23 protein-coding genes are annotated in these 26,004 nt (G+C 67.5%); 10 read left to right on the forward strand and 13 right to left on the reverse strand.

Annotated elements, in window-relative coordinates:
- The first annotated feature begins 147 nt into the window (after window positions 1–147).
- The 5 genes from dnaK (at window position 148) to ACZLZQ_RS04660 (ending at window position 5,615) form a co-directional block, all read left to right on the forward strand.
- Window positions 148–2,109, forward strand: a complete 1,962-nt coding sequence (dnaK, locus tag ACZLZQ_RS04640; RefSeq protein ID WP_472948451.1) for a molecular chaperone DnaK — start codon at window positions 148–150, stop codon at window positions 2,107–2,109.
- Window positions 2,110–2,374: 265 nt separating this feature from the next.
- Window positions 2,375–3,520, forward strand: coding sequence for a molecular chaperone DnaJ (gene dnaJ / locus ACZLZQ_RS04645; RefSeq protein WP_472948346.1), 1,146 nt, complete (start codon window positions 2,375–2,377; stop codon window positions 3,518–3,520).
- Window positions 3,521–3,758: 238 nt separating this feature from the next.
- Window positions 3,759–4,376: a class I SAM-dependent methyltransferase gene (locus tag ACZLZQ_RS04650; RefSeq protein WP_472948347.1), complete on the forward strand. Its 618-nt coding sequence runs from the start codon at window positions 3,759–3,761 to the stop codon at window positions 4,374–4,376.
- A gap of 31 nt (window positions 4,377–4,407) precedes the next feature.
- The gene (locus ACZLZQ_RS04655) at window positions 4,408–5,031 is read left to right on the forward strand and encodes a class I SAM-dependent methyltransferase (protein WP_472948348.1); all 624 of its coding nucleotides are present in this window, start codon (window positions 4,408–4,410) and stop codon (window positions 5,029–5,031) included.
- Window positions 5,028–5,615, forward strand: a complete 588-nt coding sequence (locus tag ACZLZQ_RS04660; RefSeq protein ID WP_472934304.1) for an NADPH-dependent FMN reductase — start codon at window positions 5,028–5,030, stop codon at window positions 5,613–5,615. Before ACZLZQ_RS04655 ends, ACZLZQ_RS04660 begins: the two co-directional genes overlap by 4 nt.
- A gap of 18 nt (window positions 5,616–5,633) precedes the next feature.
- Here the strand turns inward: ACZLZQ_RS04660 and ACZLZQ_RS04665 are convergent, their stop codons facing one another.
- From ACZLZQ_RS04665 to polA, 13 genes are all read right to left on the reverse strand, one after another.
- Complete coding sequence (locus tag ACZLZQ_RS04665) at window positions 5,634–6,020, reverse strand: hypothetical protein (RefSeq protein WP_472948349.1); 387 nt, start codon at window positions 6,018–6,020, stop codon at window positions 5,634–5,636.
- Entirely contained in the window at window positions 6,017–6,304 is a 288-nt protein-coding gene (locus tag ACZLZQ_RS04670) for a hypothetical protein (RefSeq protein WP_472934302.1), read from the reverse strand. The genes ACZLZQ_RS04665 and ACZLZQ_RS04670 overlap by 4 nt, the downstream gene beginning before the upstream one ends.
- A 4-nt stretch (window positions 6,305–6,308) precedes the next feature.
- Window positions 6,309–7,529, reverse strand: a complete 1,221-nt coding sequence (gene trpB, locus ACZLZQ_RS04675) for a tryptophan synthase subunit beta (protein WP_472948350.1) — start codon at window positions 7,527–7,529, stop codon at window positions 6,309–6,311.
- Window positions 7,526–8,233 (reverse strand): phosphoribosylanthranilate isomerase, encoded by a 708-nt coding sequence (locus ACZLZQ_RS04680; RefSeq protein ID WP_472948351.1) that lies wholly within the window; start codon window positions 8,231–8,233, stop codon window positions 7,526–7,528. Before ACZLZQ_RS04680 ends, trpB begins: the two co-directional genes overlap by 4 nt.
- 135 nt (window positions 8,234–8,368) lie before the next feature.
- On the reverse strand, window positions 8,369–8,869 hold the full coding sequence (locus ACZLZQ_RS04685) for a cytochrome b (RefSeq protein ID WP_472948352.1): 501 nt from the start codon (window positions 8,867–8,869) through the stop codon (window positions 8,369–8,371).
- Window positions 8,870–9,017: 148 nt separating this feature from the next.
- The gene (locus ACZLZQ_RS04690; RefSeq protein WP_472948353.1) at window positions 9,018–9,761 is read right to left on the reverse strand and encodes a M48 family metallopeptidase; all 744 of its coding nucleotides are present in this window, start codon (window positions 9,759–9,761) and stop codon (window positions 9,018–9,020) included.
- A 221-nt stretch (window positions 9,762–9,982) separates the two neighbouring features.
- Window positions 9,983–10,402, reverse strand: a complete 420-nt coding sequence (locus ACZLZQ_RS04695) for a DUF2852 domain-containing protein (protein WP_472934297.1) — start codon at window positions 10,400–10,402, stop codon at window positions 9,983–9,985.
- A 212-nt stretch (window positions 10,403–10,614) separates the two neighbouring features.
- Complete coding sequence (gene aqpZ / locus ACZLZQ_RS04700) at window positions 10,615–11,352, reverse strand: aquaporin Z (protein WP_472934296.1); 738 nt, start codon at window positions 11,350–11,352, stop codon at window positions 10,615–10,617.
- Window positions 11,353–11,658: 306 nt separating this feature from the next.
- Window positions 11,659–13,263, reverse strand: coding sequence for a polyhydroxyalkanoate depolymerase (locus tag ACZLZQ_RS04705; protein WP_472948354.1), 1,605 nt, complete (start codon window positions 13,261–13,263; stop codon window positions 11,659–11,661).
- Between the two features lie 97 nt (window positions 13,264–13,360).
- Complete coding sequence (locus ACZLZQ_RS04710; RefSeq protein ID WP_472948355.1) at window positions 13,361–13,888, reverse strand: GNAT family N-acetyltransferase; 528 nt, start codon at window positions 13,886–13,888, stop codon at window positions 13,361–13,363.
- An 89-nt stretch (window positions 13,889–13,977) separates the two neighbouring features.
- Window positions 13,978–14,268, reverse strand: coding sequence for a DUF1330 domain-containing protein (locus ACZLZQ_RS04715; RefSeq protein WP_472948356.1), 291 nt, complete (start codon window positions 14,266–14,268; stop codon window positions 13,978–13,980).
- A 47-nt stretch (window positions 14,269–14,315) separates the two neighbouring features.
- On the reverse strand, window positions 14,316–15,017 hold the full coding sequence (pyrF, locus tag ACZLZQ_RS04720) for an orotidine-5'-phosphate decarboxylase (protein WP_472948357.1): 702 nt from the start codon (window positions 15,015–15,017) through the stop codon (window positions 14,316–14,318).
- A gap of 324 nt (window positions 15,018–15,341) precedes the next feature.
- On the reverse strand, window positions 15,342–18,281 hold the full coding sequence (gene polA / locus ACZLZQ_RS04725; RefSeq protein ID WP_472948358.1) for a DNA polymerase I: 2,940 nt from the start codon (window positions 18,279–18,281) through the stop codon (window positions 15,342–15,344).
- An 862-nt stretch (window positions 18,282–19,143) separates the two neighbouring features.
- Between polA and ACZLZQ_RS04730 the strand changes: the two genes are divergently transcribed.
- The 5 genes from ACZLZQ_RS04730 (at window position 19,144) to ACZLZQ_RS04750 (ending at window position 25,997) form a co-directional block, all read left to right on the forward strand.
- Window positions 19,144–20,538: a M20/M25/M40 family metallo-hydrolase gene (locus ACZLZQ_RS04730; protein ID WP_472948360.1), complete on the forward strand. Its 1,395-nt coding sequence runs from the start codon at window positions 19,144–19,146 to the stop codon at window positions 20,536–20,538.
- A gap of 222 nt (window positions 20,539–20,760) precedes the next feature.
- Complete coding sequence (locus ACZLZQ_RS04735; RefSeq protein ID WP_472948361.1) at window positions 20,761–21,579, forward strand: MipA/OmpV family protein; 819 nt, start codon at window positions 20,761–20,763, stop codon at window positions 21,577–21,579.
- 220 nt (window positions 21,580–21,799) lie between these two features.
- The gene (locus ACZLZQ_RS04740) at window positions 21,800–22,621 is read left to right on the forward strand and encodes an alpha/beta fold hydrolase (protein ID WP_472948362.1); all 822 of its coding nucleotides are present in this window, start codon (window positions 21,800–21,802) and stop codon (window positions 22,619–22,621) included.
- 332 nt (window positions 22,622–22,953) lie between these two features.
- Window positions 22,954–25,509 (forward strand): transglycosylase domain-containing protein, encoded by a 2,556-nt coding sequence (locus ACZLZQ_RS04745; RefSeq protein WP_472948363.1) that lies wholly within the window; start codon window positions 22,954–22,956, stop codon window positions 25,507–25,509.
- A gap of 218 nt (window positions 25,510–25,727) precedes the next feature.
- The gene (locus ACZLZQ_RS04750; protein ID WP_472948364.1) at window positions 25,728–25,997 is read left to right on the forward strand and encodes a hypothetical protein; all 270 of its coding nucleotides are present in this window, start codon (window positions 25,728–25,730) and stop codon (window positions 25,995–25,997) included.
- Window positions 25,998–26,004: the final 7 nt, after the last annotated feature.

Raw genomic sequence — 26,004 nt, forward strand, 5'->3', positions numbered from 1 at the left:
GGCAGATTTTTCGTCCGGTGGAGAGCCCGTCTTGCGCGTCTCCCGAGCCCTTCATATATACCCTCCAGCCCCGACGGGATCGGTCATTGACCGGTAGAGACCGTCGATAACGTCAGCATATCGGGGGCTGCCCCTCTGGAACGCCTCATCGAGGGTCCGGGCAGTTCGCTCAACAAGGAGAAGAACATGGCGAAGGTGATCGGTATCGACCTTGGCACCACCAATTCCTGTGTGTCCGTCATGGACGGCAAGACTGCGAAGGTAATCGAGAACGCTGAAGGCGCGCGCACCACGCCGTCGATCGTCGCGTTCGCCGATGGCGGCGAGCGTCTGGTCGGACAGCCGGCCAAGCGCCAGGCCGTGACCAATCCCGAGGACACGCTGTTCGCCGTGAAGCGCCTGATCGGCCGTCGCTACGACGATCCGACCGTCGCCAAGGACAAGGACCTCGTCCCCTACAAGATCGTGCGCGCCGACAATGGCGATGCCTGGGTCGAGGCCGAGGGCGACAAGTATTCGCCGTCGCAGATTTCCGCGATGATCCTGCAGAAGATGAAGGAGACGGCGGAAGCCTATCTCGGCGAGAAGGTCGAGAAGGCCGTCATCACCGTGCCGGCCTACTTCAACGACGCCCAGCGTCAGGCGACCAAGGATGCCGGCCGCATCGCCGGCCTTGACGTCCTGCGCATCATCAACGAGCCGACCGCGGCAGCGCTCGCCTACGGCCTCGACAAGAACGACGGCAAAACCATCGCGGTCTACGATCTCGGCGGCGGCACCTTCGACGTCTCGGTGCTCGAGATCGGCGACGGCGTCTTCGAGGTGAAGTCGACCAATGGCGACACCTTCCTCGGCGGCGAAGACTTCGACATGCGCCTCGTCGACTACCTCGCGTCCGAGTTCAAGAAGGACCAGGGCATCGACCTGAAGACCGACAAGCTCGCGCTTCAGCGTCTGAAGGAAGCGGCCGAGAAGGCGAAGATCGAGCTGTCCTCGTCGAGCCAGACCGAGATCAACCTGCCCTTCATCACCGCCGATGCTTCGGGTCCGAAGCATCTGGCGATCAAGCTGACGCGCTCGAAGTTCGAGGCGCTGGTCGATGATCTCGTGCAGCGCACCGTCGGCCCGTGCAAGTCGGCGCTGAAGGATGCCGGCCTCACCGCCGCCGACATTGACGAGGTCGTGCTCGTCGGCGGCATGAGCCGCATGCCGAAGGTCCAGGAGATCGTCAAGCAGCTGTTCGGCAAGGAGCCGCACAAGGGCGTCAATCCGGACGAAGTCGTCGCCATGGGCGCGGCGATCCAGGCCGGCGTGCTGCAGGGCGACGTCAAGGACGTGCTGCTACTCGACGTGACCCCGCTGTCGCTCGGAATCGAGACGCTCGGCGGCGTGTTCACCCGCCTGATCGACCGCAACACGACGATCCCGACCAAGAAGAGCCAGGTGTTCTCGACCGCTGAGGACAGCCAGAACGCCGTCACCATCCAGGTCTTCCAGGGTGAGCGCGAGATGGCGCAGGACAATAAGAGCCTCGGCCGCTTCAACCTTGAGGGCATCCCGCCGGCACCGCGCGGCATGCCGCAGATCGAAGTGACCTTCGACATCGACGCCAACGGCATCGTCAACGTCTCGGCCAAGGACAAGGGCACCAACAAGGAGCAGCGGATCACCATCCAGGCCTCCGGTGGCCTGTCGGATGCCGACATCGAGGCGATGGTGAAGGAAGCCGAAGCCAATGCCGAGGGCGACAAGAAGCGTCGCGCCGGCGTCGAGGCGAAGAACCAGGGCGAGTCGCTGATGCACTCGGCCGAGAAGTCGCTGAAGGACTATGGCGACAAGGTCACCGAGGCCGACCGTTCGGCCATCGAGGTAGCGATCGCTGCGCTGCGCACCGAGCTCGACGCGCCTGAGCCGGATGCCGATGCGATCAAGGCCAAGAGCGAAATCCTCGCCGAAGCCTCGATGAAGCTCGGCCAGGCGATGTACGAGGCCTCGCAGAACGACCAGGCCGATGCCGCGGCGCAGCCGACCGGCAACGAAACGCACGACGACGTCGTCGATGCCGACTTCGAAGAGGTGAACGACGACGAGCGCAAGAAGTCGGCCTAACCGGTCGTCTTCGACAGTTCGAGAAGCCCCGGCAGGCAACTGCCGGGGCTTTTGCTTGGTGGACAACCCTTCCGGCGGCCGTGAACCGCGGGGATGTTAATCTTGGCAAGATTGCGCTGACGCTGTGGCCGCAGGACGCTTTCCGAGAGGCGGCCGGCTATGGTAACGCGCCGGAAACGTCCCCACATGCTCGGCATTGGTGGGCCTTCCGCAAGAACAGCCGAACCTCTCCCATGATCTCGCGACAACCGATGGACCAGTCTCGATGAAAGTCGATTATTACGAGATGCTCGGCGTCACCAAAGGGTGCGACGAGAAGACCCTCAAGAGCGCGTTTCGCAAGCTCGCCATGCAGTTCCACCCGGACAAGAATCCGGGGGACGCGGCGGCGGAGGCGAAGTTCAAGGAGCTCGGCGAGGCCTACGAGGTCCTGAAGGATCCGCAGAAGCGCTCGGCCTACGACCGCTATGGGCATGCCGCGTTCCAGAACGGCGGCCAGGGCGGCGGCGGCTTCCGCGGCGACTTCGGCTCGTCGATGGCCGACGTCTTCGACGACATCTTCGGCGAGATGATGGGCCAGCGGCGGGGCCGTGCGGCCGGCGCCGGCGGCGGTGGCCGCGAGCGCGGCTCGGACCTGCGCTACAACATGGAGATCTCGCTCGAGGAGGCGTTTGCCGGCAAGACCGCCGAGATCGGCGTGCCGACGACCATCCAGTGCGATGAGTGCACCGGCACGGGTGCCCGGCCGGGCTCTGCGCCAAAGCTCTGCCCGACCTGCGGCGGCGTCGGCCGCGTGCGCGCCGCGCAAGGCTTTTTCTCGATCGAGCGGACCTGCCCGACTTGCCAGGGCCGCGGCCAGATGATCTCCGACCCTTGCGGCAAGTGCGGCGGCGACGGGCGTCTTGCCGAGGAGCGCCAGCTGTCTGTCAACATCCCCGCCGGCATCGAGGACGGCACCCGCATCCGGCTTGCCGGCGAGGGTGAGGCGGGCTTGCGCGGCGGCCCCGCCGGCGATCTCTACATCTTCCTGACCGTGCGCCCGCACGAGTTCTTCCAGCGCGACGGCGCCGACCTCTACTGCAGCGTGCCGGTGTCGATGACGACGGCGGCGCTCGGCGGCAGTTTTGAGGTGACGACGCTCGACGGCGCGATGACCCGCGTCAAGGTTCCCGAGGGCACGCAGAGCGGCAAGCAGTTCCGCGTCAAAGCCAAGGGCATGACCGTGCTGCGCTCGCCGCAGACCGGCGACCTGTTCATCCAGGTGCAGATCGAGACGCCGCAGAACTTGAATCGCCGCCAGCGCGAGCTGCTGGAGGAGTTCAACGCCATCTCGTCGTCCGACAATTCGCCGGAGTCGACGGGCTTCTTTGCGCGAATGAAGGACTTCTTCGAAGGGCTCAGCGAGAAGTAGCTGGCGGCCGACCGCAAGCCTGCCATCGCGCGGCCGCCCTGCGGTCACCGGGTCGACCGCCCTGTGGTCAAGTGCCGACCGCGCTGCGATCCCTCGACCGCAGCGCGGCAAAAGCGCATCCTGCCGCGAAAGGAACAAGAGTGGGCGCCATGACCGCGGCCGACGATGGTTCCCACAGGCCTTGCCGCCTCCACGCCGCCAAGGGCGGGCGAATGCGGCGAAGAGATCGGCAGGACGCATGACAGTCTCGACGCCGCTGAAAGCCAGCGACCCGCGCAACCGCTCGGAGGACGATGCCCGCTTCTTCAAGGGCTGGCTCCGGCGCCCGTTGCAGATAGGCGCGGTGTCTCCCTCGTCGAAGGCGCTCGGGCGGACGATGGCGGCGGCGGTCCCGGTCGAGGCGGTCCTTGCCGGCGGCATGACGGTGCTGGAACTCGGCCCCGGCACCGGCGTCGTCACGCAGTGCCTGCTGGATGCCGGCGTGCCGGAAGAAAGCCTCGTCCTCGTCGAGTATTCGCCGGAGTTCTGCGTGCTCCTGCGTGCTCGCTTTCCGAAAGCCCGGATCGTCCAGGGCGATGCCTACTGCGAAAGCGCGGATGTCGTCGCGGCGCTGGACGGGCGTCCGGTCGGCGCCGTCGTCTCCAGCCTGCCGCTGTTCACCAAGCCGGATGCGGTGCGCGAGGACGTCATCTCAGGGGCGCTCGCACGCCTGCCGGCCGGCCATCCGTTCATCCAGTTTTCCTATGCGCTGACGCTGCCGGTGAAGCCGGCAAGGGTCGGGGCAGCTGTGGAGATCAGCGCCTGGGTGAAGCGAAACCTGCCGCCGGCGCGGGTTCTCGTCTATCGTCGGCCCTGACGCCGGCCGGCATCGGCGGCAGGAGCACAGCATGAAAGACAATCGCATGGCTGCCGAGGATCGCAGCGGGGACTGGGGCCGCTTCTTCGCCACCTGGGCCCGCAACCCCCTGAAGATCGGCGCCGTCGCCCCCTCCTCGCCAAGTTATGGCGCGATGATGGTCGAGAAGGCGACGACGGCGCTGGAGGGCCCGATCCTCGAGATCGGCCCGGGGCTCGGCGTCGTAACGCGTGCGCTGATCGAAAAGGGCATCGCGCCGGAGCGGATCACCGCCATCGAATACGACCCGGACTTTGCCCGGACGCTGCGGCAGCGTTTCCCCCGTGTCGACGTGATCCAGGGCGACGGCTTCCGGCTCGATGAGACGCTCGGCGCCCGCAAGACGGAGAAATTCGCGGCCATCCTGTTCGCCGTACCCGTCGCCCATCTCGGTCAGGCGGAGAAGCAGAAGTTGTTCTGCGACTACATCGCGCGCCTCTGCCCCGGCGGCAACCTGACCCAGCTCTCCTACCTCATGACCGCACCGGTCAAGCCGGTTGCCGGGATGTTTGGCGTCTCGCATTCGCCGATCGTCTGGCGCAACATCCCGCCGGCGCGGGTGTGGATCTATACGCCCGAAGCCACGCGCGACGACACTGCGGGGAATGCCCGATGAGCCCGCGCATCCTCGTCCTCCCGGGCTCGGTGCGAACCGGCTCCTACAACAAGAAGCTGGCGCTCGAGGCGGCCCGTCTCCTGGCGCTGAGCCATGCGACCGTCTCCTTCGTCGACCTCGCCGACTACCCGCTGCCGCTCTACGACGGCGACCTCGAGGAGGCATCCGGCGTGCCGCAGAAGGCGGTGCAGCTTGCCGAAAGGATCGCCGCGCAGGACGGCATGCTCCTGGTCAGCCCGGAATACAACGCCTCCGTCCCGCCGCTCCTGAAGAACGCGCTCGACTGGGTCAGCCGCGTGCGAAAGGTGGAAGGGCGTCCGCTGCAGCCCTACAAGCAGCTGGTCGTGGGCCTTGCCGCCGCCTCACCCGGCCGCCTCGGCGGCCTACGTGGGCTCATCGCCCTCCGCCCGATCTTCCTGTCTCTCGGCGCCGAGGTGATGACGCCGCAGCTCACCCTCAACGACGCCGCCACCGCCTTCGACGAGCGCGGCCATCTCGCTGACGAGCGCCAGCGCCTCGCCCTCGACGCGCTGATCGAGCAGCTGATCGACCAGGCCCAGGCGCTCGGCCGGCACCAGCCTTAGACGGGCCTGCAGGTTAGTTCAGGGAAGAGCCGTCGTGGCCATCGGCGCTGCGCCTGTCAACTTCTGGATCTGGCCTTGAAAGGCCAGGAGGGACGCGATCACGGCCAGCGACAGCAGCAGCGCCGAAACGATGAACCCCTTGCCGGGCAGGTGCGTCACCTTCTCCTCGAGCCGGACCAGCCGCTCGCGCACGTCGCGCATGTCGGCCCGAAATTCGCGCACATCGAGTTTCAGTTCGCCGACATCCCGCTCGATATGCGCAAGACTCGCCTCCAATCGGGCAATACGCGGCTCCATGCCATCCCCTCCTGATCCCGCTGCCTGACTGCGCGCGATGGACGCGCGAAGGTTCGTTGGCGCTTCTGTCGCGGGAAAGAGGTCGCGGATGGTTTCGGCTGGGCTCATGCGGCCGCGCCGTCCGCCAGCAGATCCTTCACGAAACGCCGCAGGGTCTCCGCCGAGAGTTCGGAGGCGCTGACCATCTTCTCGAGGTCCTGCCAATCCGTGCTGCCGGCGGCCGTATCGGAGATCGCCTTGATCGCCCTCTCCTGAAACGAGATGTTCGACTGCAGGTGGGCGACGAGCAAGGCCAGGGCTGTCGGCCGGATCGTCACCTCCGGCTTTTCCAGCAAGGCGACGAAGGCTTGCTGGACCGAGAGATTTCCGACGCCGCTTTCGGCCGAGGACATCCGCCTAGATCTCCATCCCCAAATGCTTGGCGACCGTGTGCACGTCCTTGTCGCCGCGGCCGCAGAGATTCATGATGATGATCTTGTCCTTGCCCATTTTCGGCGCGCGCTTGATCACTTCGGCCAGCGCGTGGCTCGGCTCGAGCGCGGGGATGATGCCCTCGGTGCGGGTCAGCATCTGGAAGGCAGCGAGCGCCTCGGTGTCCATGATCGGCACGTAGTCGACGCGGCCAGTGTCCTTCAGCCAGGAATGCTCGGGGCCGATGCCGGGATAGTCGAGGCCGGCCGAAATGGAATGGCCTTCCTTGATCTGCCCGTCGCTGTCCTGCAGCAGATAGGTGCGGTTGCCGTGGAGGACGCCGGGCGTGCCGGCGGTCAGCGAGGCGCAGTGCTCCTCGCCATCGAGGCCGCGACCGCCCGCCTCGACGCCGACGATCTCGACCTCCTTGTCGTCGAGGAAGGGGTGGAACAGGCCGATGGCATTGGAGCCGCCGCCGACGGCCGCGACCAGCATGTCCGGCAGCCGGCCCTCGGCCTCGAGGATCTGCTCCTTGGCCTCGCGGCCGATCACCGACTGGAACTCGCGCACGAGCTCGGGATAGGGATGCGGGCCGGCGGCGGTGCCGATGATGTAATAGGTACTGTCGACATTGGTGACCCAGTCGCGCAGGGCCTCGTTCATGGCGTCCTTCAGCGTGCCGTGGCCGGAGGTGACCGGCACGACCTCGGCGCCGAGCAGCTTCATGCGGAAGACGTTCGGCGACTGCCGCTCGACATCGGTCGCGCCCATGTAGACGACGCAAGGAAAGCCGAAGCGCGCGGCGACCGTGGCGGAGGCCACGCCGTGCTGGCCGGCGCCGGTCTCGGCGATGATCCGCGTCTTGCCCATCTTGCGGGCAAGCAGGATCTGGCCGAGGCAATTGTTGATCTTGTGGCTGCCGGTGTGGTTCAGCTCGTCGCGCTTGAAGTAGATCTTCGCGCCGCCAAGCTCTTCCGTCAGCCGCTCGGCGAAGTAGAGCGGCGAGGGCCGGCCGGTATAGTGCTTGTTGAGATAGGCGAGCTCTTCCTGGAAGACCTTGTCCTGCCGGGCGTCCTTCCAGGCATCCTCCAGCTCGAGGATCAGCGGCATCAGCGTCTCGGCCACGAAGCGGCCGCCGAAGATGCCGAAGCGGCCGTCCTCGTCGGGACCGGCGCGGAAGGAGTTGGGAGCGGGCGTCTGGTTCACGATATCATCCGTTCCGGCTCGGCGAGAGCCGCGTGAGGGGAAGGCGTCCCCGGGGAAATTTCGCTGGCGGCGCCGCCGAGCGCATCGAAGAACGCGCCGATGAGGCCGATGTCCTTGACCCCCGGGGCGCTCTCGACGCCGGAGGAGACGTCGATGCCGGATGGCTTCGCCTGCTGCAATGCCGCCTGGATATTGCCGGCGTTGAGACCTCCGGAAAGCATGTATGCGACATCAGCGTCAAGCGCGGCCAGGAGCCGCCAGTCGAAGGCAACGCCATTGCCGCCGGGAAGATCCGACCCTTTCGGCTTCTGGGCGTCGAGCAGCAGGAGATCGGCAATGCCGCGGTAGGCGGTAACGCCCTCGATGTCCTCGGCCGAGCCGACGGAAATCGCCTTGATCACCGGCAGGCCGAAAGCCGCCTTCACCGCGGCGACGCGGGCGGGCGTCTCATGCCCGTGCAGCTGCAGCATGTCCGGCCGAACCCGGCGGACGATCTCGCCGAGCAGCGCGTCATCCGCATCGACGGTGACGACGACGAGCGCAGCGCCCCTCACCGCCGGCCGCAGCGCCGCCATCGCGTCGATGCCGAGATGCCGGGGGCTCTTCGGAAAGTGGATGAAGCCGACATGCGTGGCGCCGCGCGTCAGCACGGCGGCAATCGCCGCCTCGCTCGTCAGTCCGCAGATCTTGATGTCGAGCGTCATGCGCCGTCCTGTCGTGAAGTCAGGCGGATTATCGCCCCGTTCGGCCAGCCATGTAAAGCAAGACGCCCGCCTGGCGGATGCCGGACGGGCGTCTTGCCGGCGTTCCGGCGGGTCGTTGCGGTGCAGTGCGGCGCCTTACCGCAGCTGGGTCATCCGCCCGATCGCATTGGTGCGGAAATAGAACTGCTGCGCCAGCGCGCCGAGGACATGCAGGCCGATCAGCACCAGGAGCGGCGTCCAGAGCAGCGTGTGCAGCTGCGCGAGGCCATCGATGCCCGACAGCCAGGCCGCAAGGCCGAGGGCCGGCATCAGGAGGAGCACGGCATACATTGCGGCATGCGTCACCTTGGACAGGAGCAGCGCCCAGCCAGGCTCGGCGGCCGAGTGCGGCGGGCGACCGTTGCGCAGCCGGTCTGCCAGCCGCAGCGCCGCCGCCACCAGCACGACCGATCCGGTGATGATATGGACCCAGCCGTAGAAATGCGTCTCGGGCGTCAGGAGCCCGCCTTCGGTGGTGGCATCCCAGAGCCCCTCCATCGACTCGCTGACCAGATATTGCACGACGAGGAGAACGACGATCAGCCAGTGAAGGACGACGTTCAGCTTCGTCCAATGGGCGCGGGCGGGAACAGACATACGGATAGGCTCCAGGTGGATGACCCGCGCGATCCTGTCGGGCGGCACGCCGGCTTAGCGTGACCCGCCTCGCCCTGACCTCTCTGTGACTATACGGCTTGGTAATGCGGCCCCCCCGGGGGCTTGCGGCAAGGCGCGGCGGATCGCCTCAGTCGAAGCGGATCGCATGCAGCGTGGCGCCCTCGCGTTTCAGCCAGGCGCGACCCTGGTCCATGTCGGGGCAGAGGCGCCGGCACAGCGCCCAGAAGGCCGGGCCATGGTTCATCTCGCGAAAATGCGCCACCTCGTGGGCGGCGAGATAGTCGAGCACCGCCGGCGGCGCCATGACGATGCGCCAGGAAAAGGCGAGCTTGCGGTCGCTGGTGCAGGAGCCCCAGCGGCTGATGGTATCCTTCAGCGTCAGCGCCCGCGGCTGCAGCCCGACGCTGGCGGCGTGCCGCTCGACGGCGGCCTGCAAGTCGCGCCGTGCCTCGCGCTTCAGCGCATCCTGGACACGCCGGGCGAAATGCTCGGGCTCCCCGCCGACGAGCAGCTGGTCCCCCTCGAAGCGGGCGCTGCGCCGGCCCGGCTGATGCAGCACGGTCAGCGTGCCCCCGCGAAACGGCAGGACGGCGCCCGTCCCGACTGGCAAGGGTGCGGCCGCGCCGGCCATGCGGCTTTCGGCCCAGCCGCGGTGGCGTTCGATGAAGTCGAGGATGGCGCGGTTGGTGGCCCGTGGCGGCGCGGTGACGGAGAGCGAGGCGGCGCCGGGGGCGAGGCGCATGATCAGCCGCTTGGCCCGCGGATTGCGCCGGACCAGCAGCGGCACGCTGCCGGAGGCGAGCTCCACCCGTTGCGGCAGGGCCTCGGCGGTCTGGCGCGCCGGCCGTGTCAGAAATTTCGGGAGCTGCATCGGCCTGGCTCGAATCGGGATCGCATCGCGGCGACTGGACCATGCCGGCCATGAAAAAGCGACGGCAGCCAGGGCCACCGTCGCTTCGTCGTCTGTTCGGCATTGCCCGTTCGGATCGAACCCAGCTCCTTCGCAAGGGCAGGGTCTTACCGCTTCTTGCCTCCGGGGTACGCTGCAGCAGGAGCTGCAGCAGCGTACCCGCTTTACGCGGAGGCTGGTCCTTAGAGGTCGATCGTCGTTGCCGGGGCGCCGGTGCGGCGGCTGGCCATGAAGCGGTCGAACTCTTCCGAGTCCTTTGCGCGGCGCAGCTCGCGCGCATAGGCCTCGAACTCCTCGCTCGCCTGCATCAGCTTCTGGCGCTCGGCGTCGAGCCGGGCGAGTTCCTTCTCGCGCCAGTCGTCGAAAGCGACGTTGCCGGTGCGCGGGGTGGCGAAGGGGTTGGTGGCGCCCGAGCGCTTCAACCCGCCGAAGAAGCGGTCGGTGGAACGGCCGACATCGTGGCGAAAGCTCTCCAGGCGGTCGCCCCAGAGTATATAACCGATCATGGCAAGGCCGAGTGGCCAGTAGACCATAAAGCCGACAACCATCAAAGCAATCGTCGCTGGTGTCCAGGCCGGACGGATCAAAGCACGCGAAGTCATGGAGCTGTTCCTCTCGAAGAAACCTGCGACGCATCCAGCATCGCGATAGTTTCGAGATGGCCCCGATCGTTTTGACTTTCAAGAACGACAGAAATAAATTCGGCAGGCCTTGTACGACACAGCGCCGCCTTCTTCGATGCTGTCGGGAAGGGCCGGCGGCGGCAAGCGGCGGGGCAAGCCCCCGCCGGTGCCATACGGAAGCCGGTTGGCGGTCAGGCCGTCCGCTCCTCGACGATGACGGTATCGATGACGACAGCGGGCTCGTAGAGCCATTTCGCCAGCGCGCCGGCGACGACCGCACCGAGGATGGGCGCCAGCCAGAACAGCCAGAGCTGCCCCACATACTCCCCACCGGCGAAGAGCGCCGGCCCGGTGCTGCGCGCGGGGTTGACGGAGGTGTTGGTCACCGGGATCGAGATCAGGTGGATGAGGACGAGGGCAAACCCGATGGGGATGCCGGCAAAGCCGGTGGCGGCGCCCTTCGACGTCGTCCCGATGATGATGAAGAGGAAGAAGAAAGTGGCGAGGAACTCGGTCAGGAAGCCGGCCGCCAGCGAGAACTTGCCGGGGCTGAGTTCGCCATAGCCGTTCGACGCAAAGCCGCCCGCCACCCAGTCGGCCTTGCCCGAGGCGATGAGATAGAGAACGCCCGCGCCGGCGATGGCGCCCGCGACCTGGGCGAGGATGTAGGGAAGGACGTGCTTGTCGGCGCAGCGTCCGGCGGACCAGAGGCCGAGCGTCACCGCCGGATTGAAATGGCCGCCGGAGATGTGGCCGACGGCATAGGCCATGGTGAGGACGGTGAGGCCGAAAGCGAAGGCGACGCCGAGAAAGCCGATGCCGAGTTCGGGGAAGGCCGCCGACAGCACCGCCGCCCCGCAGCCGCCGAAGGTCAGCCAGAACGTGCCGAAGAACTCCGCACTCGCCCGCTTTAAAGTATCCCTTTCCATTGCTATGCCTCCCTGAGCAATAACCAACGCTATTGTCAGGTGACGCCTTCCCGCTTCTTGCGTCAAGACTGTCCTTGCAGGAACGGCACTGCGGTATTGATCGCTATCGGGACCGACAGGACCATCTGTTACTTGCCGACAGAGCCCGACAACGGCCAGAAGCTGGCCCTGTATGGAGCGCGCTGGCAGCCCTGCCGGCTTGGTAACGCAGCACGACGCATCCGGCGCGGCAGGGAAAGCTTTTTTGGAGATTGACGGGGCAGCATGCTGCCAAGCGGTGGAAAGCGATGAACCGCGGCCTTTCCGTCAAGCCTTGGTCGGCGTCTCCGGCGGGGCGGCGGGCTTTGTCCCGCGCGGCGCCGGAGCGCCCTTCCCGGCCACGGCCACCGGCCGCTTCCCGCGTGCGGACACCGGGGCTTCGGGTCTCTCGGCCTCAGGCTTGTCAGCCGCGGGCTCGACGGCCAGAGGCTTGCCAGCCATCGGCGGCTTGCCCGGGCTTGGCGCCTTCGCGGCAGGCTTCGGCGGGACCGTGCCGACGGGGGCTGCTGGCACCGGCGTGGACGCCGCCGCGGCAGTCCGGACCGGTGAGACGGACGCTGCCTCAGGCGGTGCCGCCGGCTCGGTGACGGCCGCAGGCGCTGCGGCGCCCGCCGCCTTGCGGGGCAGCTTGGCGGAGGCATGGGTGGTGCCGTGGGTCAGCGCGAAGTCGATGATGCGCGGCGCGATCTCGGCGCGGTAGCGCGAGCCGTTGAACACGCCGTAATGGCCGACCTTCGGCTGGAGATAGTGCACCCGCTTCTCCGGCGGGATCGACGAGCAGAGATCCTGCGCGGCCCGGGTCTGACCGACGCCCGAAATGTCGTCGTTCTCGCCCTCGACGGTGAGGAGCGCCGTGCGGCGGATCTTTGTCAGGTCAATGCGCTCCCCGTGATGGCGCATCTCGCCCCTCGGCAGCGCGTGGGTGATGAACACGCTTTCGACGGTCTGCAGGTAGAACTCGGCGGTGAGGTCCATCACCGCCATGTATTCGTCGTAGAACTCGCGGTGCTTCTCGGCGCTGTCGCCATCGTTCTGGACGAGGTGGCCGAAGAATTCTCGGTGCGCCGTGACATGCCGGTCGAGGTTCATCGACATGAAGCCGGAAAGCTGCAGGAAGCCGGGATAGACGTCGCGCATGAAGCCGGCATGCGGAAACGGCACCTTCATGACGACATTGTCGCGGAACCAGTCGATGCCCTTGTCCATCGCCAGCGTGTTGACCGCGGTCGGGTTGATGCGGGTGTCGATCGGCCCGCCCATCAGCGTCATCGTGGCGGGGGCGCAAGGGTCGTCCTTCGCCTCCATCGCGGCCACCGCCATCAGCACCGGCACCGCCGGCTGGCAGACCGCCATGACATGGGTGTCGGGCCCGAGGAACTGCAGCATCTCGATGACGTAGTCGACGTAGTCGTCGAGGTCGAACTTGCCGGCCGCGACAGGCACGGTGCGCGCATCCTCCCAGTCGGCGATGTAGACGTCGGCATAGGGTAGCAGTGCCTCGACCGTGCCGCGCAGCAGCGTCGCGTAGTGGCCGGACATCGGCGCGACGATGAGGAAACGCGGATCGGCCTTGTGCCGGGCCGGCAGCGCGCGCTCGAAGTGCAGCAGCCGGCCGAAAGGCTTTTGCCAGACCGGCTTGTCGACGACGGGAATGCGCAGGCCGTTGACCACGGTCTCGTAGAGGCCGAATTCCGGCTTGCCATAGACCCGCGTCGAGCGCTCGAACACCTCGGCCATCGCGGCGAAGGACCGGCCGGCCTCGGTCTGGGACATCGGGTTCATCGGGTTCTGGTAGAACATCCGCGCGGCTTCGGCGAAGGCGCGCATCGGCGCCACGGCAGCATGGTTCCACTCGTAGAACTGATACAGCATCGAAGCCTCCCGTTATTTTTTCAGCACGCTACCATCTTCTATTGCAGTGCACAAAGTACGCCCGGAGCGGCGACCGTTCAAACGGCGGGGGATGACGTCACAGCCATTTGACCATGACAAGCCTTTCGTCCGGCGAAACGCCCGGCGGGCATTCGGCCTGCCAGCGTTCCTCCAGAATAGCGGGCAAGTCTTGCCGCGAGATTGCGGTGAAGCCGGAAGCTTCGAAGAAGGGGGCGGTCGCCTGCGCGGTGGTGAGGCCGAGGGCACGGTGGAAGAACCAACCGGCGCGCGTGACGACGGCGCCGAGAAGCGCCCGCCCGACGCCTTGCCCCGCTTGTTCCGACGCGACGTAGAGCCCGGCGAGCCAGTAGAGCTCGCCGAGATCGCCCGCGGCCGCAAAGCCGATGGGCACGCCGGCCTTGGTCTCGGCGACGAAGATCTCGTGTTGTAGGAGCCAGGCGACGAAATCGCCGATCGGCTGGACGGGCGCTTGCACGGCGGCGGCAACGCCCGCCGCTTGCGCACGGATCGCCTGCAGCGCCGGTGCCTCGCCCGGTTCCATCATGCGGATGCGGAAACCCTTCGGCGCCATCTTGCGGAACCAGTCACGCTCGCGTTTGGCCATGCGCCTCCCCTTGCCGCCGCGCGCCAGCGCCCTCGCCTCCGGGCGCCCGGCGCCCTCTTCTCAGGGCGCCCGGCGCTTCTGCGGCTGGATCAGGCGACGCCCTCGACGATCAGCAGCTCGGACTCGGCGCATTCCTGCCGGATCTTCACGGCCACCTGGTAGGCCGGGCTGTCGTAGCAGGCCTTCGCTTGCGCAGCGCTCTCGAACTCCCAGACGACGTTGCGGGCCCGCGCCTGGCCCTCCAGAGGGGTCACCGCCCCGCCGCGGACCACGGCCTTCGCACCGAACTCGGCGAAGGCGGGGGCGGCGGCGGCGAGGTAGTCCTTGTAGCGCTCGGGGTCGCGGACATCGACGCGGGCGATCCAGTAGGCTTTCGGCATGCTCATTCCTTCATCGGCTCGGAAAAGGTGTGATCGGCGGTTTCGCGTCAGGCCGCAGCCATTTCCGCGAGGATGGCAAGGGCGGCAGCGCGCGGATCGGCCGCCGCGATGATCGGCCGGGCGACGACGAGGTGCGAGGCGCCGTCGCGGATGGCGTCGGCGGGCGTCGCGATGCGCTTCTGGTCGCCGGACGCGGCTCCCGCCGGGCGGATGCCGGGGGTGACCAGCGCCATGTCCGGCCCGATGATCTCTCGCAAGGCTTCCGCCTCCTGCGCCGAGGCGACGAGCCCGCCTATCCCGGCATCGCGGGCCTGCGCCGCCCGGCGGGCGACGAGATCCTTGACCGTCCCGGCATAGCCGGAGGCGGCAAGGTCTGCCTCGTCGAGCGAGGTGAGGACGGTGACCGCGAGCACCAGGAGCCCGGAGCCCTCGGCCGCCTTCGCCGCCGCCGTCATGGCATGGGGATAAGCATGGATCGTCGTCATCGCCGCGCCCATGCGGGCAATGCTCTCAATGCCCTTCTCGACGGTGTTGGCGATGTCGAGGAGCTTGCAGTCGAGGAAAACCCGCTTGCCGGCCCGGCTGAGCTCCTCCACCAGCGGCAGGCCGCCGGCGAAGGCCAGCTGGTAGCCGATCTTGTAGAAGGACACGCTGTCGCCCAGCCGCTCGACGATCGCCTCGGCCTCGGCCCGGCTGGAGACGTCGAGCCCGACGATCAGGCGCTCGCGCAGGTCGGAAGGGTTCGACATCGACGTCTCCGCATGACACCGGAGAAATCCGGCCTCTTCGGAAGCCGGGACTAGCGCATCCCTCTCGCCCGATCAATCGCGGCAGCCCAGCTGCTTCGGCAGCGAAGGAGAAGCGCGGCGGCGACGTGATGATCTCCCCACCCGAGGGGGAGATGTCGCCGAAGGCGACAGAGGGGGGCACGCTGCCGCAGCGTCTGGCAACACTGAGCGATCGGTCGGACGGATCGGCGTCACTCGAGGCGAGCGCAGCGGCGCACCACCCCCCTCTGCCCTGCCGGGCATCTCCCCCTCAGGTGGGGAGATCGGCTAGTCGCCCACGCTGCCTCAGTGCGCTTCGTCCCAGTTCAAGGCGGCGCGGGCGTCGACCACCAGCGGCACCGACAGGGCGACGCGCGGCACGGCGGCGTTCTCCATCACCGCCTTGACCACCGGGATCGTTGCCTCGATCTCGTCGTCGGGCACCTCGAACACCAGTTCGTCGTGCACCTGCAGGAGCATCCGCGCCGAGAGCTTGGCCTCGGCGAGCGCGTCCTCCATGCGGATCATCGCGCGGCGGATGATGTCGGCGGCGGTGCCCTGGATCGGGGCGTTGATCGAGGCGCGCTCGTTGAAGGCGCGGACCGACGGGTTGGCGTGGCGGATGTCGGGATAGTGCGCCCGCCGGCCGAACAGCGTCTCGACATAGCCGTGGCGCTTGGCGAAATCCTTGGTGGAATCCATGTAGTCGCGGATGCCGGGGAAGCGCTCGAAATAGCGGCGGATGTAGAGGCTCGCCTCCTCGCGCGGGATCGACAGCTGGTTGGCGAGGCCAAAGGCCGAGATGCCGTAGATGATGCCGAAATTGATCGCCTTGGCGCGGCGCCGGACATCCGACGGCATGCCCTCGACCGGGACGCCGAACATTTCCGACGCGGTCATCGCGTGGATGTCGATGCCCTCCTGGAAGGCGAGCGTCAGCTGCGGGATCTCGGCCATGTGGGCGAGGATGCGCAGCTCGATCTGGCTGTAGTCGGCCGACAGCAGCTTGTGTCCCTCGGCAGCGACGAAGGCGGTGCGGATCGCACGGCCTTCTTCGGTGCGCACCGGGATGTTCTGGATGTTCGGCTCGGCCGAGGACAGCCGGCCGGTCGTCGTCGAGGCCATCGAGAACGAGGTGTGGATCCGGTCCTCGCGGTCCATGTAAGCCGGCAAAGCGTCGGTGTAGGTGCCCTTCAGCTTGGTCAGCTGGCGCCAGTCGACGATGTGCCGCGGCAGGACGTGGCCCTCGGCGGCAAGGTCTTCCAGAACCTTGGCGTCGGTCGACCATTGACCGGTCTTGGTCTTCTTGCCGCCGGGAAGGCCGAGCTTGCCGAAAAGAATGTCGCCGAGCTGCTTTGGCGAGCCCGGGTTGAAGGCCTCGCCCGCCATCTCGGCGATCTCGGACTCCAGCGCCGCCGCCTTCTGGGCGAAGCGGCCGGAGAGGCGAGACAGGATCTGCCGGTCGGTGCGGATGCCGCGCTGCTCCATGCGCGCGAGCACGGCGACCAGCGGCCGCTCCAGCCGCTCGTAGACGGAGATCAGCCCCTCGGCGACGAGGCGCGGCTTCAGGACGCGCCACAGCCGCAGCGTCACGTCGGCATCCTCCGCCGCGTATTCGGTGACGCGGGCGATGTCGATGCTGGCGAGCGGCTTCAGCGACTTGCCGGAGCCGCAGAGCTCCTTGTAGCTGATCGGCTTGTGGCCAAGGAAGCGCTCGGAGAGCTCGTCCATCCCGTGCCCCTCGAGCGAGGACGAGGCGTCGAGCGCGTAGGAGATCAGCATGGTGTCGTCAAAGCCGGCGATCGCGATGCCGTAGCGCAGCATCACGAGGTAGTCGTACTTGAAGTTCTGCCCGATCTTCAGGATCGAGGCGTCTTCCAGCACGGACTTCAGTATCTCCAGCGCCGCGCCGAGCGGCACCTGCGCGCCGACGCCCGAGCGGCTCTCGTCGCTGGCGAGGAGGTCGCCGGCCTCGGCCGAGACGTGCGCCAACGGCAGATAGGCCGCCTCGCCTGGCCGGACCGCGAAGGAGACGCCGACGAGCTCGGCCGTCATCGCGTTGAGCGAAGTGCTCTCGACGTCGAAGGCGAGGATCCCTGTCTCGCGGGCCTTGTCCATCCAGGCTCTGAGCGTCGCGGAGTCGCGGATGGTCACGTAGGCGCTGCGGTCGAAACTCTCGGCGGACGCAGCCTCGCGGCGCGCGGCAACGAGATGCGACGGCGCCATCGGCAGCAGGCCCGCCCCTTCCGCCGGAACGAAGCCCGCGGTGCGGCCCGCGCCACCTTGCGGGTCGAGGTCGGGCCCGCGCGCCGGACCGTCGACGGCAATCGACGCTGACGCAATGGCGCTGGCGTCCTCGCCGAGCACGGCGGCGACGCGCCGCGTCAGCGTGTTGAACTCCATCGCCTTCAGATAGGCGATCAGCTTCTCGCCATCGGGCTCGTGGATGAAAAGGTCGTCCAGCGGCACGTCGAGGTCCATGTTCTGGTCGAGCGTCACCAGCTTCTTCGACAGCCGCGCCTGGTCGGCGAATTCGATGAGGTTGTCGCGGCGCTTGGCCTGCTTGATCTCGCCGGCGCGCGACAGCAGCGTCTCGAGATCGCCGAACGTGTCGAGGAGGTCGGCCGCGGTCTTCGGGCCGATACCCGGCACGCCCGGCACGTTGTCGGAGCTGTCGCCGACCAGCGCCTGCAGGTCGATCATCTTCTCGGGGTAGACGCCGAACTTCTCCTTCACCTCCTCCGGGCCGAGGCGCTTGTCCTTCATCTGGTCGTAGAGGATGACGGAGGGACCGACGAGCTGCATCAGGTCCTTGTCGGAGGAGACGATGGTGACGTCGCCGCCGGCCTCGACCGCAAGCCGCGTATAGGTCGCGATGAGGTCGTCGGCCTCAAAACCTTGCTTCTCGATGCAGGGCAGGTCGAAGGCGCGCACCGCCTCGCGGATCAGGCCGAACTGCGGCACCAGATCCTCGGGCGGGGCCGAGCGGTTCGCCTTGTACTGGTCGTAGAGCTCGTTGCGGAAGGTCGTCGAGGAATGGTCGAAGATCACCGCGAAATGCGTCGGCACGACGCCGACCGAGGTGTCGCGCGACTCCTCCACCAGCTTCCACAGCATGTTGCAGAAACCGGCGACGGCGCCGACCGGCGTGCCGTCGGATTTGCGCGTCAGCGGCGGCAGCGCGTGGTAGGCGCGGAAGATGTAGGCCGACCCATCGACCAGGAAGAGATGATCGCCTTTTTTCATGCGCGTTGCCTATCGCGGCGGGCGAAAAGAGTCCATCCGAGCCGCCCCGTCGCCGGCCCTCTTTGCCCCCGTTGAGGCAGCGGGCGGACGGCTGCGGGCCGCCAGCCGCCAAGCCCACGGCATCGCTCGGTTTTGTTGCGAATTCTTGGGAGAGACTTGGCGATCCTTTCCGAATGTTTAGGTTTTTTCACACGCAAGTGACGGATTTAGCCGCTACACTTCTTGATCACGACACCGCCAAGGCGCACATCTTCAGCAACGGCGCGCCAAGCGCCGTCTTCGGCCAGAGCGTCGTCCCCCGCTTTCGAGCCGAATAGAGCCGGCAGGTCCGATCCCCCCTCGTGGACCGCCGGCTGTTGCAACGAAGCCGTCGCGGCAGTCCCCCTCGTGCCGCGGCGGCTTTGTGCTGTGAGGGGCGCGTTCTTTCTTTTTTCTTTCCCTTTTTTTCGTCATCCCGGACTTGATCCGGGATCCATTCCTCAGCGCCGAAGACGTCAGAATCACTACAGAATTGTAGAATTTGTTGCCGGCGGTCCCAGTCCGGAGATGGCTCGGGCATGGATCCCGGATCAAGTCCGGGATGACGAGCGGAGAGGGCGCATCAGGTGATCCACTGGCCCACGGCGAGAGCTACCGGCCGCGTCCCGTCGCGCATACGACCCGCGTCATCTCCAATGCCTGCCCGCGGGCCCACGCCACCTGCTTCGCGCCACCGGACGAAGGCCCCCTGCGCCATGCCAGATCCCCATTGAACCACGCCGCCTCGCCGGTGCCGGAGCGCCGGCCTGCCTTGTCCTCCCGCCGAAACTTTGATCTAGACCCGGCAAGGCGGCAAGCCGCCATTCCTTCGCAAGGAGCCGACATGCCCAGCCTCGACAGCATCCTCGCCTGCCTTGACCTCAACCTCGACCGCTCGGTCGAGCGCCTCCGCGATCTCCTGCGCATTCCCTCGATCTCGACCGACCCGGCCTTTGCCGGCGACTGCCGCCGCGCGGCGGAGTGGCTGGCCGGCGACCTGTCCGCCATCGGTTTCCAGGCGGAGGTGCGCGATACCGCCGGCCATCCGATGGTGGTCGCCCACCACGACGGCCCCGCCGGCACGCCGCACGTCCTGTTCTACGGCCATTACGACGTGCAGCCGGTCGATCCGGTGGCGCTTTGGGACACCGACCCCTTCGACCCGCAGCTCGTGACCATGCCGGACGGCGCCAGGCGCATCACCGGCCGCGGCTCGTCGGACGACAAGGGCCAGCTGATGACCTTCATCGAGGCCTGCCGCGCCTTCAAGGCCGAGACCGGCGAACTGCCCTGCCGGGTGACGATCTTCCTCGAGGGTGAGGAGGAGTCCGGCTCGCCCTCGCTGCTGCCGTTCATGGATGCCAACAAGGCCGAGCTCACCGCAGACATCGCGCTGATCTGCGACACCAACATGTGGGACAAGGACACGCCGGCGATCTCGACGGGCCTGCGCGGCCTCGTCGGCGAGGAAGTGGTGATCCGCGCCGCCGACAAGGACCTGCATTCCGGCTATTTCGGCGGAGCGGCCGCCAACCCGATCCGGATCCTCGCCGAGATCATCGCCGACCTGCACGACGACGAGGGCCGGGTGACGCTCCCCGGCTTCTACGACGGCGTCCAGGAACTGCCGGACAGCGTCAAGGCGGTCTGGGATGCGCTCGGCTTCGACGAGGCCGCCTTCCTCGGCTCGGTCGACCTGTCGGTGCCCGCCGGCGAGAAGGGCCGCTCGGTGCTCGAGCAGACCTGGTCGCGGCCGACCGCCGAGGTCAATGGCATCACCGGCGGCTATGCCGGCAAGGGCTTCAAGACCGTGATCGCCTCGGAGGCCTCGGCCAAGATCTCGTTCCGCCTCGTCTTCGAGCAGAACCCGGCGGCGATCCGCGACGCCTTCCGCGCCTTCGTCACCGAGCGCCTGCCGGCCGACTGCTCGGTCACCTTCCACGAGCACGGCGCCTCGCCGGCGATCCAGCTGCCCTTCGATTCGGCCGTGCTGACCACGGCGCGCCAGGCGCTGTCCGACGAATGGCCGAAGCCGGCGGTGATGATCGGCATGGGCGGCTCGATCCCGGTCGTCGGCGAGTTCAAGCGGCGCCTCGGCATGGATTCGCTGCTGATCGGCTTCGCGCTCGGCGACGACCGCATCCATTCGCCGAACGAGAAGTACGAGCTGACCTCCTTCCACAAGGGCCAGCGCTCTTGGGCGCGGGTGCTCGCGGCACTCGGCGCAACCAAGGCTTGAAGCCGCCTTCCCGGCGCCTTCCCTAGCGGAATTCGAATGTGACGAAATCGCGGCAACGTGTTGCGAATCGTGGCCTTCCTGCAACGTTGTCTGGCCAAACACCGGCCCCGGGACGGTCCCGGCGCCGGTGTGTTGCTTTGGTGATTGCCGGCCCGGCGGTTTCAGACGAGAGCTTCATCCATGCACCGGCTCAGCCACCGAGCCGCCTCCCGGAGTTCGCAGATGTCCCGTACCCTTCTCGCCGCCTCTCTTCTCGCCCTCGTTGCCGCGGCCCCGGCCCTTGCCGCCGACATGACGACCTACGATGCGCCGGCCGAAGCCCCGCTGGTCACCACCAGCACCGACCTTATCATCGAGCTCGGCGTCGGCGGCCGGATCCAGCCGGAATATGAAGGCTCGAAGGACTACGAGGTCTCGCCCTTCCCGATCATCAACCTCGGCTACCTCAACATCCCCGGCGTTCTGGAGCTCGGCAGCACCTCGCCGCAGGGCGGCGGTCTGTCGATCGCGCCGTCCTTCGACTACATCGGCGAGCGCGAGGCGCGCGACTATGACGAGCTGCGCGGCCTGCGCGACGTCGACGCCACCTACGCCGCCGGCATCAAGCTCGGCTACGAGTGGCAGTATGCCGAGATCTACGGTGCCGTGCGCTACGCCTTCGGCGGCGCGGAAGGCTTCATGGGCGAAGTCGGCGCGAACCTCATCGCCCGGCCGACCCCGGAACTCGAGCTGAAGGCCGGCCCGGTCGTCTCCTTCGCCTCGGAAGACTACATGGACACCTATTTCGGCGTCTCGAACACCGAGTCCTTCAACTCGGGCGGCCGTCTCGGCGCCTACGATCCCGATGGCGGCTTCAAGTCGGCCGGCATCGCCGCCGCGGCCCGCTACGAGTTCCGCCCCGACTGGTTCCTCAACGCCGATGCGTCCTGGACCAGCATGATCGGCGACGCCAAGGATTCGCCGGTTGTCCGCGTTGGCGACAGCGACCAGTACACTTTCGGTCTCGGCATTTCGAAGCGCTTCACGCTCGACGTCTTCTGAGAAAACTTGAAGATCTCGGCCTCCGAGAACCGCGTTTTCAAACGATCCCGACATGACGCCATGGCCGGTCCGCAAGGACCGGCCATTTTGCGTTTCGCCCTTGTGCCTTGCCCGCTCACATGGCTGCGAGGAGGGAACACTCCCGGCATCCAGCGATTTGGGACACTCCAGCCCAGCGCCTGCCCTTTGCCCGGCGCCTGCCCTCTGTAAGGAGTCCCGCATGCCTTTCATCAAGACCGCCGACCAGACCGAGCTCTACTACACCGACTGGGGGACCGGCACGCCGATCGTCCTGATCCACGGCTGGCCAGTGACCTCGGCGATGTGGGAGTATCAGGCAGCACCGCTCGTCGAGGCCGGCTTCCGGGTCGTCGCCTATGACCGTCGCGGTTTTGGCAAGTCATCGCAGCCCTATGACGGCTACGACTACGACACGTTGTCGGACGATCTTGCCGCGGTGCTCGACCAGCTCGGCCTCGACAATGCCGTGCTCGTCGGCTTCTCGATGGGCGGCGGCGAGGTTGCCCGCTACATGTCGCGGCATGGTGGCAAGCGCGTCGCCAAGACGGTGCTGGTCTCGGCCGTGACGCCCTACCTCCTGAAGACCTCCGACAATCCGGAGGGCGTCGATGCCAGCGTCTTCGAGCAAATCCTCGACGGCCTGCGCGCCGACCGGCCGCATTTCCTTGCGGGCTTTGCCAAAAGCTTCCTCAACGCGGGCATGCTGAACTTCCAGATTTCGGCCGAGATCCTCGACCAGTTCGTGTCGCTCGCCCTCATGGCCTCGCCGAAGGCGACGCTCGACTGCGTCAACGCCTTCGCGCGGACCGACTTCCGGCCCGACATGGCGCATTTCAAGGTGCCGACGCTCGTCATCCATGGCGACGCCGACCAGACCGTTCCCTTCGCCGCCTCGGCAGAGCGCGTTCCGGCACTTGTCCCCTCAGCCGAACTCAAGGTCTATAAAAGCGCGCCGCATGGCCTCTACTTCACCGAGAAGGATCGCTTGACCGCCGACCTCATCGCCTTCGCCGACCGCTGAAACGACCTTCGACATCTCCATAAGAAGGGGCTGGCACAGGCGTGCCGGCCCCTTTTGCCTGTCGGCAGCGGCCGTCATCGCAGCGGGGTGCCCAAAAGCTGCAAACGGTCCCGTAAAGCCTTTGGCGACGGGCGCCAAATGCGCTAAAGCCGGACGATCCGACGCTGCGGCCTTGCTTAAGGCCCCGTTAAATAGCCGCATTTAGTGTCCAATCGACCCCGATCGCGGCAACGCCCCGCGGCCATCCCAGCGGTTTGGTATCCCGCCGGTCGGTCGCCGTGGCGACCCCCGACAGCAGCGCGTTCCCGCGGAGCGGCAAGGCAAAGGTATTCATGGCCCCACGGCGCAAAGGCGAACGCATCGAACCGAGCTTCGGCGCGGACCGGAAGGAAGATGATTTCCGGCTGTCGGCCGACGATCGTGCCGTCCGCAGCGACAGCGAGCCGTCCCGCAAGGCCCCCCGCCGACAGGCGAAGGCCGAGCCGGCCCTCGAGGATGACGGCCATGCGCGGCGCCGGCGTTTCTTCGGCGGCGGCGGCGGCAATAATGGGGACGGCGGCGGAAGCGGGGATGGGCGGGGCGGCCGGACGCCGCGGCGTCGGCGCAGCTTTTTCGGCCATGTGTTCCGGCTCGCCTTCTTCACCGGGCTCTGGGGCGCGCTCGCGGTTCTCGCTGTTATCGCCTATTTCGCCATCAAGCTGCCGCAGGAGGCCTGGGCGATTCCGGACCGGCCGCCGAACGTCAAGATCGTCTCGGTCTCCGGCGATCTCCTCGCCAACCGCGGCCTGACCGGCGGCGAGGCTGTCTCGCTTGACGAGATGAGCAGCTTTATCCCGCAGGCGGTGATGGCGATCGAGGACCGGCGCTTCTATTCGCACTGGGGCGTCGACCCCGTCGGCATCGTCCGGGCCTTTGCCGAGAACATGGCGGCGGGCGCGACCGTGCAAGGTGGCTCGACGCTGACCCAGCAGCTGGCCAAGAACATCTTCCTCAATCCCGAGCAGACACTGCAGCGCAAGGTGCAGGAGGCGATCCTCTCGATCTGGCTGGAACAGAAGTTCACCAAGGACCAGATCATCGAGATGTACCTCAACCGGGTCTATTTTGGCTCGGGCGCCACCGGCGTCGAGGCGGCGGCCCGGCGCTACTTCAACAAGTCGGCCAAGGACGTCGACCTCGGCGAGGCGGCGCTGCTGGCCGGGCTCCTCAAGGCGCCCTCGCGCCTCTCGCCGGTCAAGGACCCGGCCGCCGCCAAGGCGCGCGCGGCCGTCGTGCTGCAGGCCATGCTCGACGAGAAGATGATCGATAGGGCGCAGCTCGACGCGGCGCTCGAGGAAAAGTCGACGGGCTCTAAGAGCTACTGGAACGGCGCGGAGAACTACGCCGCCGACATCGTCATGCGCGACCTGAAGACGCTGGTCGGCGACGTGAAAGGCGACGTCGTCGTCGAGACGACCATCGACCTCGGGCTCGAGAAGGACGCCGAGAAGGCGATCCGCGAAACGCTCGACGGGGCGAAGGCCAATGCCAGCCAGGGTGCGCTCGTCGCCGTCGACGGCACCGGCGCGATCCGCGCGCTCGTCGGCGGGCGCGACTATGCCGACAGCCAGTTCAACCGCGCGGTCGACGCCAAGCGCCAGCCGGGCTCGGCCTTCAAGCCCTTCGTGTACCAGACCGCGCTGGAATACGGCTGGCGGCCGGAATCCATGGTCGACGACGCCCCGACCAAGATCGGCAACTGGACGCCGTCCAACTACGACCGGAAATTCCGCGGACCAGTGACGGTCGCCTATGCGCTGGCGCATTCGCTGAACACCATCGCCGCGCAGCTGACGAATAATGTCGGGGCCAAGGCGGTGATCGAGACCGCCGCCCGCATGGGCGTGAAGACGCCGCTCGTCGACAATGCCTCGATCGCGCTCGGCACGTCCGAGGTCTCGCTGGTCGAGTTGACCGGCGCCTACGCGCCCTTCGCCAATGGCGGCTACGAGGCGACGCCGCATCTTGTCAACCGCGTCACCGATTCGGCAGGCAAGGTGCTCTACGAGCGCGAGGCCTCGGTGCCGCCGATCATCGTCACCAACGACATCGTGGCGATGATGAACGCCATGCTCGAAGGCGTCGTGACCTCCGGCACCGGCCGCAAGGCCGCGATCCCCGGCTGGCAGGCGGCCGGCAAGAGCGGCACGACGCAGGACTTCAAGGACGCCTGGTTCTTGGGCTACACCGCCAACCTCACCACCGGCGTCTGGATCGGCAACGACAATGGCGCGCTGATGAAAAAGGTCACCGGCGGCGGGCTGCCGGCCGAGGCCTGGCATGCCTTCATGGTCGCCGCCCACCAGGGCCTGCCGGCCATGCCGCTGCCGGGCGACTACCAGATCGGCGGCGAGCATGAGGCGCCGCTCACCGCCTCGACCAATCCGGACGAGCCGACGGGCGGATTCTACGACAGCGAGCTGCCGCCGGCCGGCACCGACCCGAATGCCGGCATGCCGCCGCCGCGCGGAGAGCCGGAGGCCGAGGCGCCATCGGCCGAGCTGCCGCCGATGACGACGCAGCCGACCGAGATCGCGCCGCGCACCGTCGCCCGCGAGCCGGCGCCGCGCCGCCGCGAGGCGCTGCCGGACGACGACATCTACGGCGTCGACCCGCTGCCGCCGGAACAGGACATCTACGGCAGTGGCGAGCTGCCGCCGGAGGACGGCTATTACGACGGCGGCGGCGCCATGCGGGCGCCCGACGAGATCGCCCCCGCCCGCGGTCCCTCGCGCATTGTCCGCCGCGACCGGCCGGAGCCCGGCGCCATCCTGGAGGGCCCAGTCGACAATGGCGGCGGCGGCCGCGCCTCCGACCGCTCGCTGTTCCGCGACCTGTTCGGCGGATAGCCGCTGGACGGTTACCGGCCAGACTGCCGTGGACGACTTGGGCTTGGGATTGTCGCCACTAGGCTGCCGCACGTAAGCGACGCTCTCACAGGTCTTCTTGAGGCTATGCAGCTTGGTCGTCAGGCCCACGCCTCCGGGTCGCGGCGGAACCTTCCCAAGCCGGGCAGGTTGCAGTCTCTAACGGGCCGACAGTTTTAGCGAGCCCTGGGAGAGACGACGTGAGCCATACACCCCCACCCCGCCAGAGCAGCCTCAGCGCCGTCTGGTTCATTCTCGGCGGCCTCGTGGTGCTGGCGGTCCTCTACTTCGCCTTCTTCGCCGGCGGTCCGGCACAGACGCCGACCACGGGCGCGAACACCACGGTCGAGACCCCGGCGGCAACCCCTGTCGCCCCCGCGCCGGAAGCCGCGACCCCGCCGGCCACGGCAACGCCTGAGCCTGCAACCCCGGCTCCGGCAGGCCCTGCGACCCCGGCTCCCGCCAACTAAAGCAGCC

It is taken from the genome of Mesocryomonas lacus, from assembly GCF_055730105.2.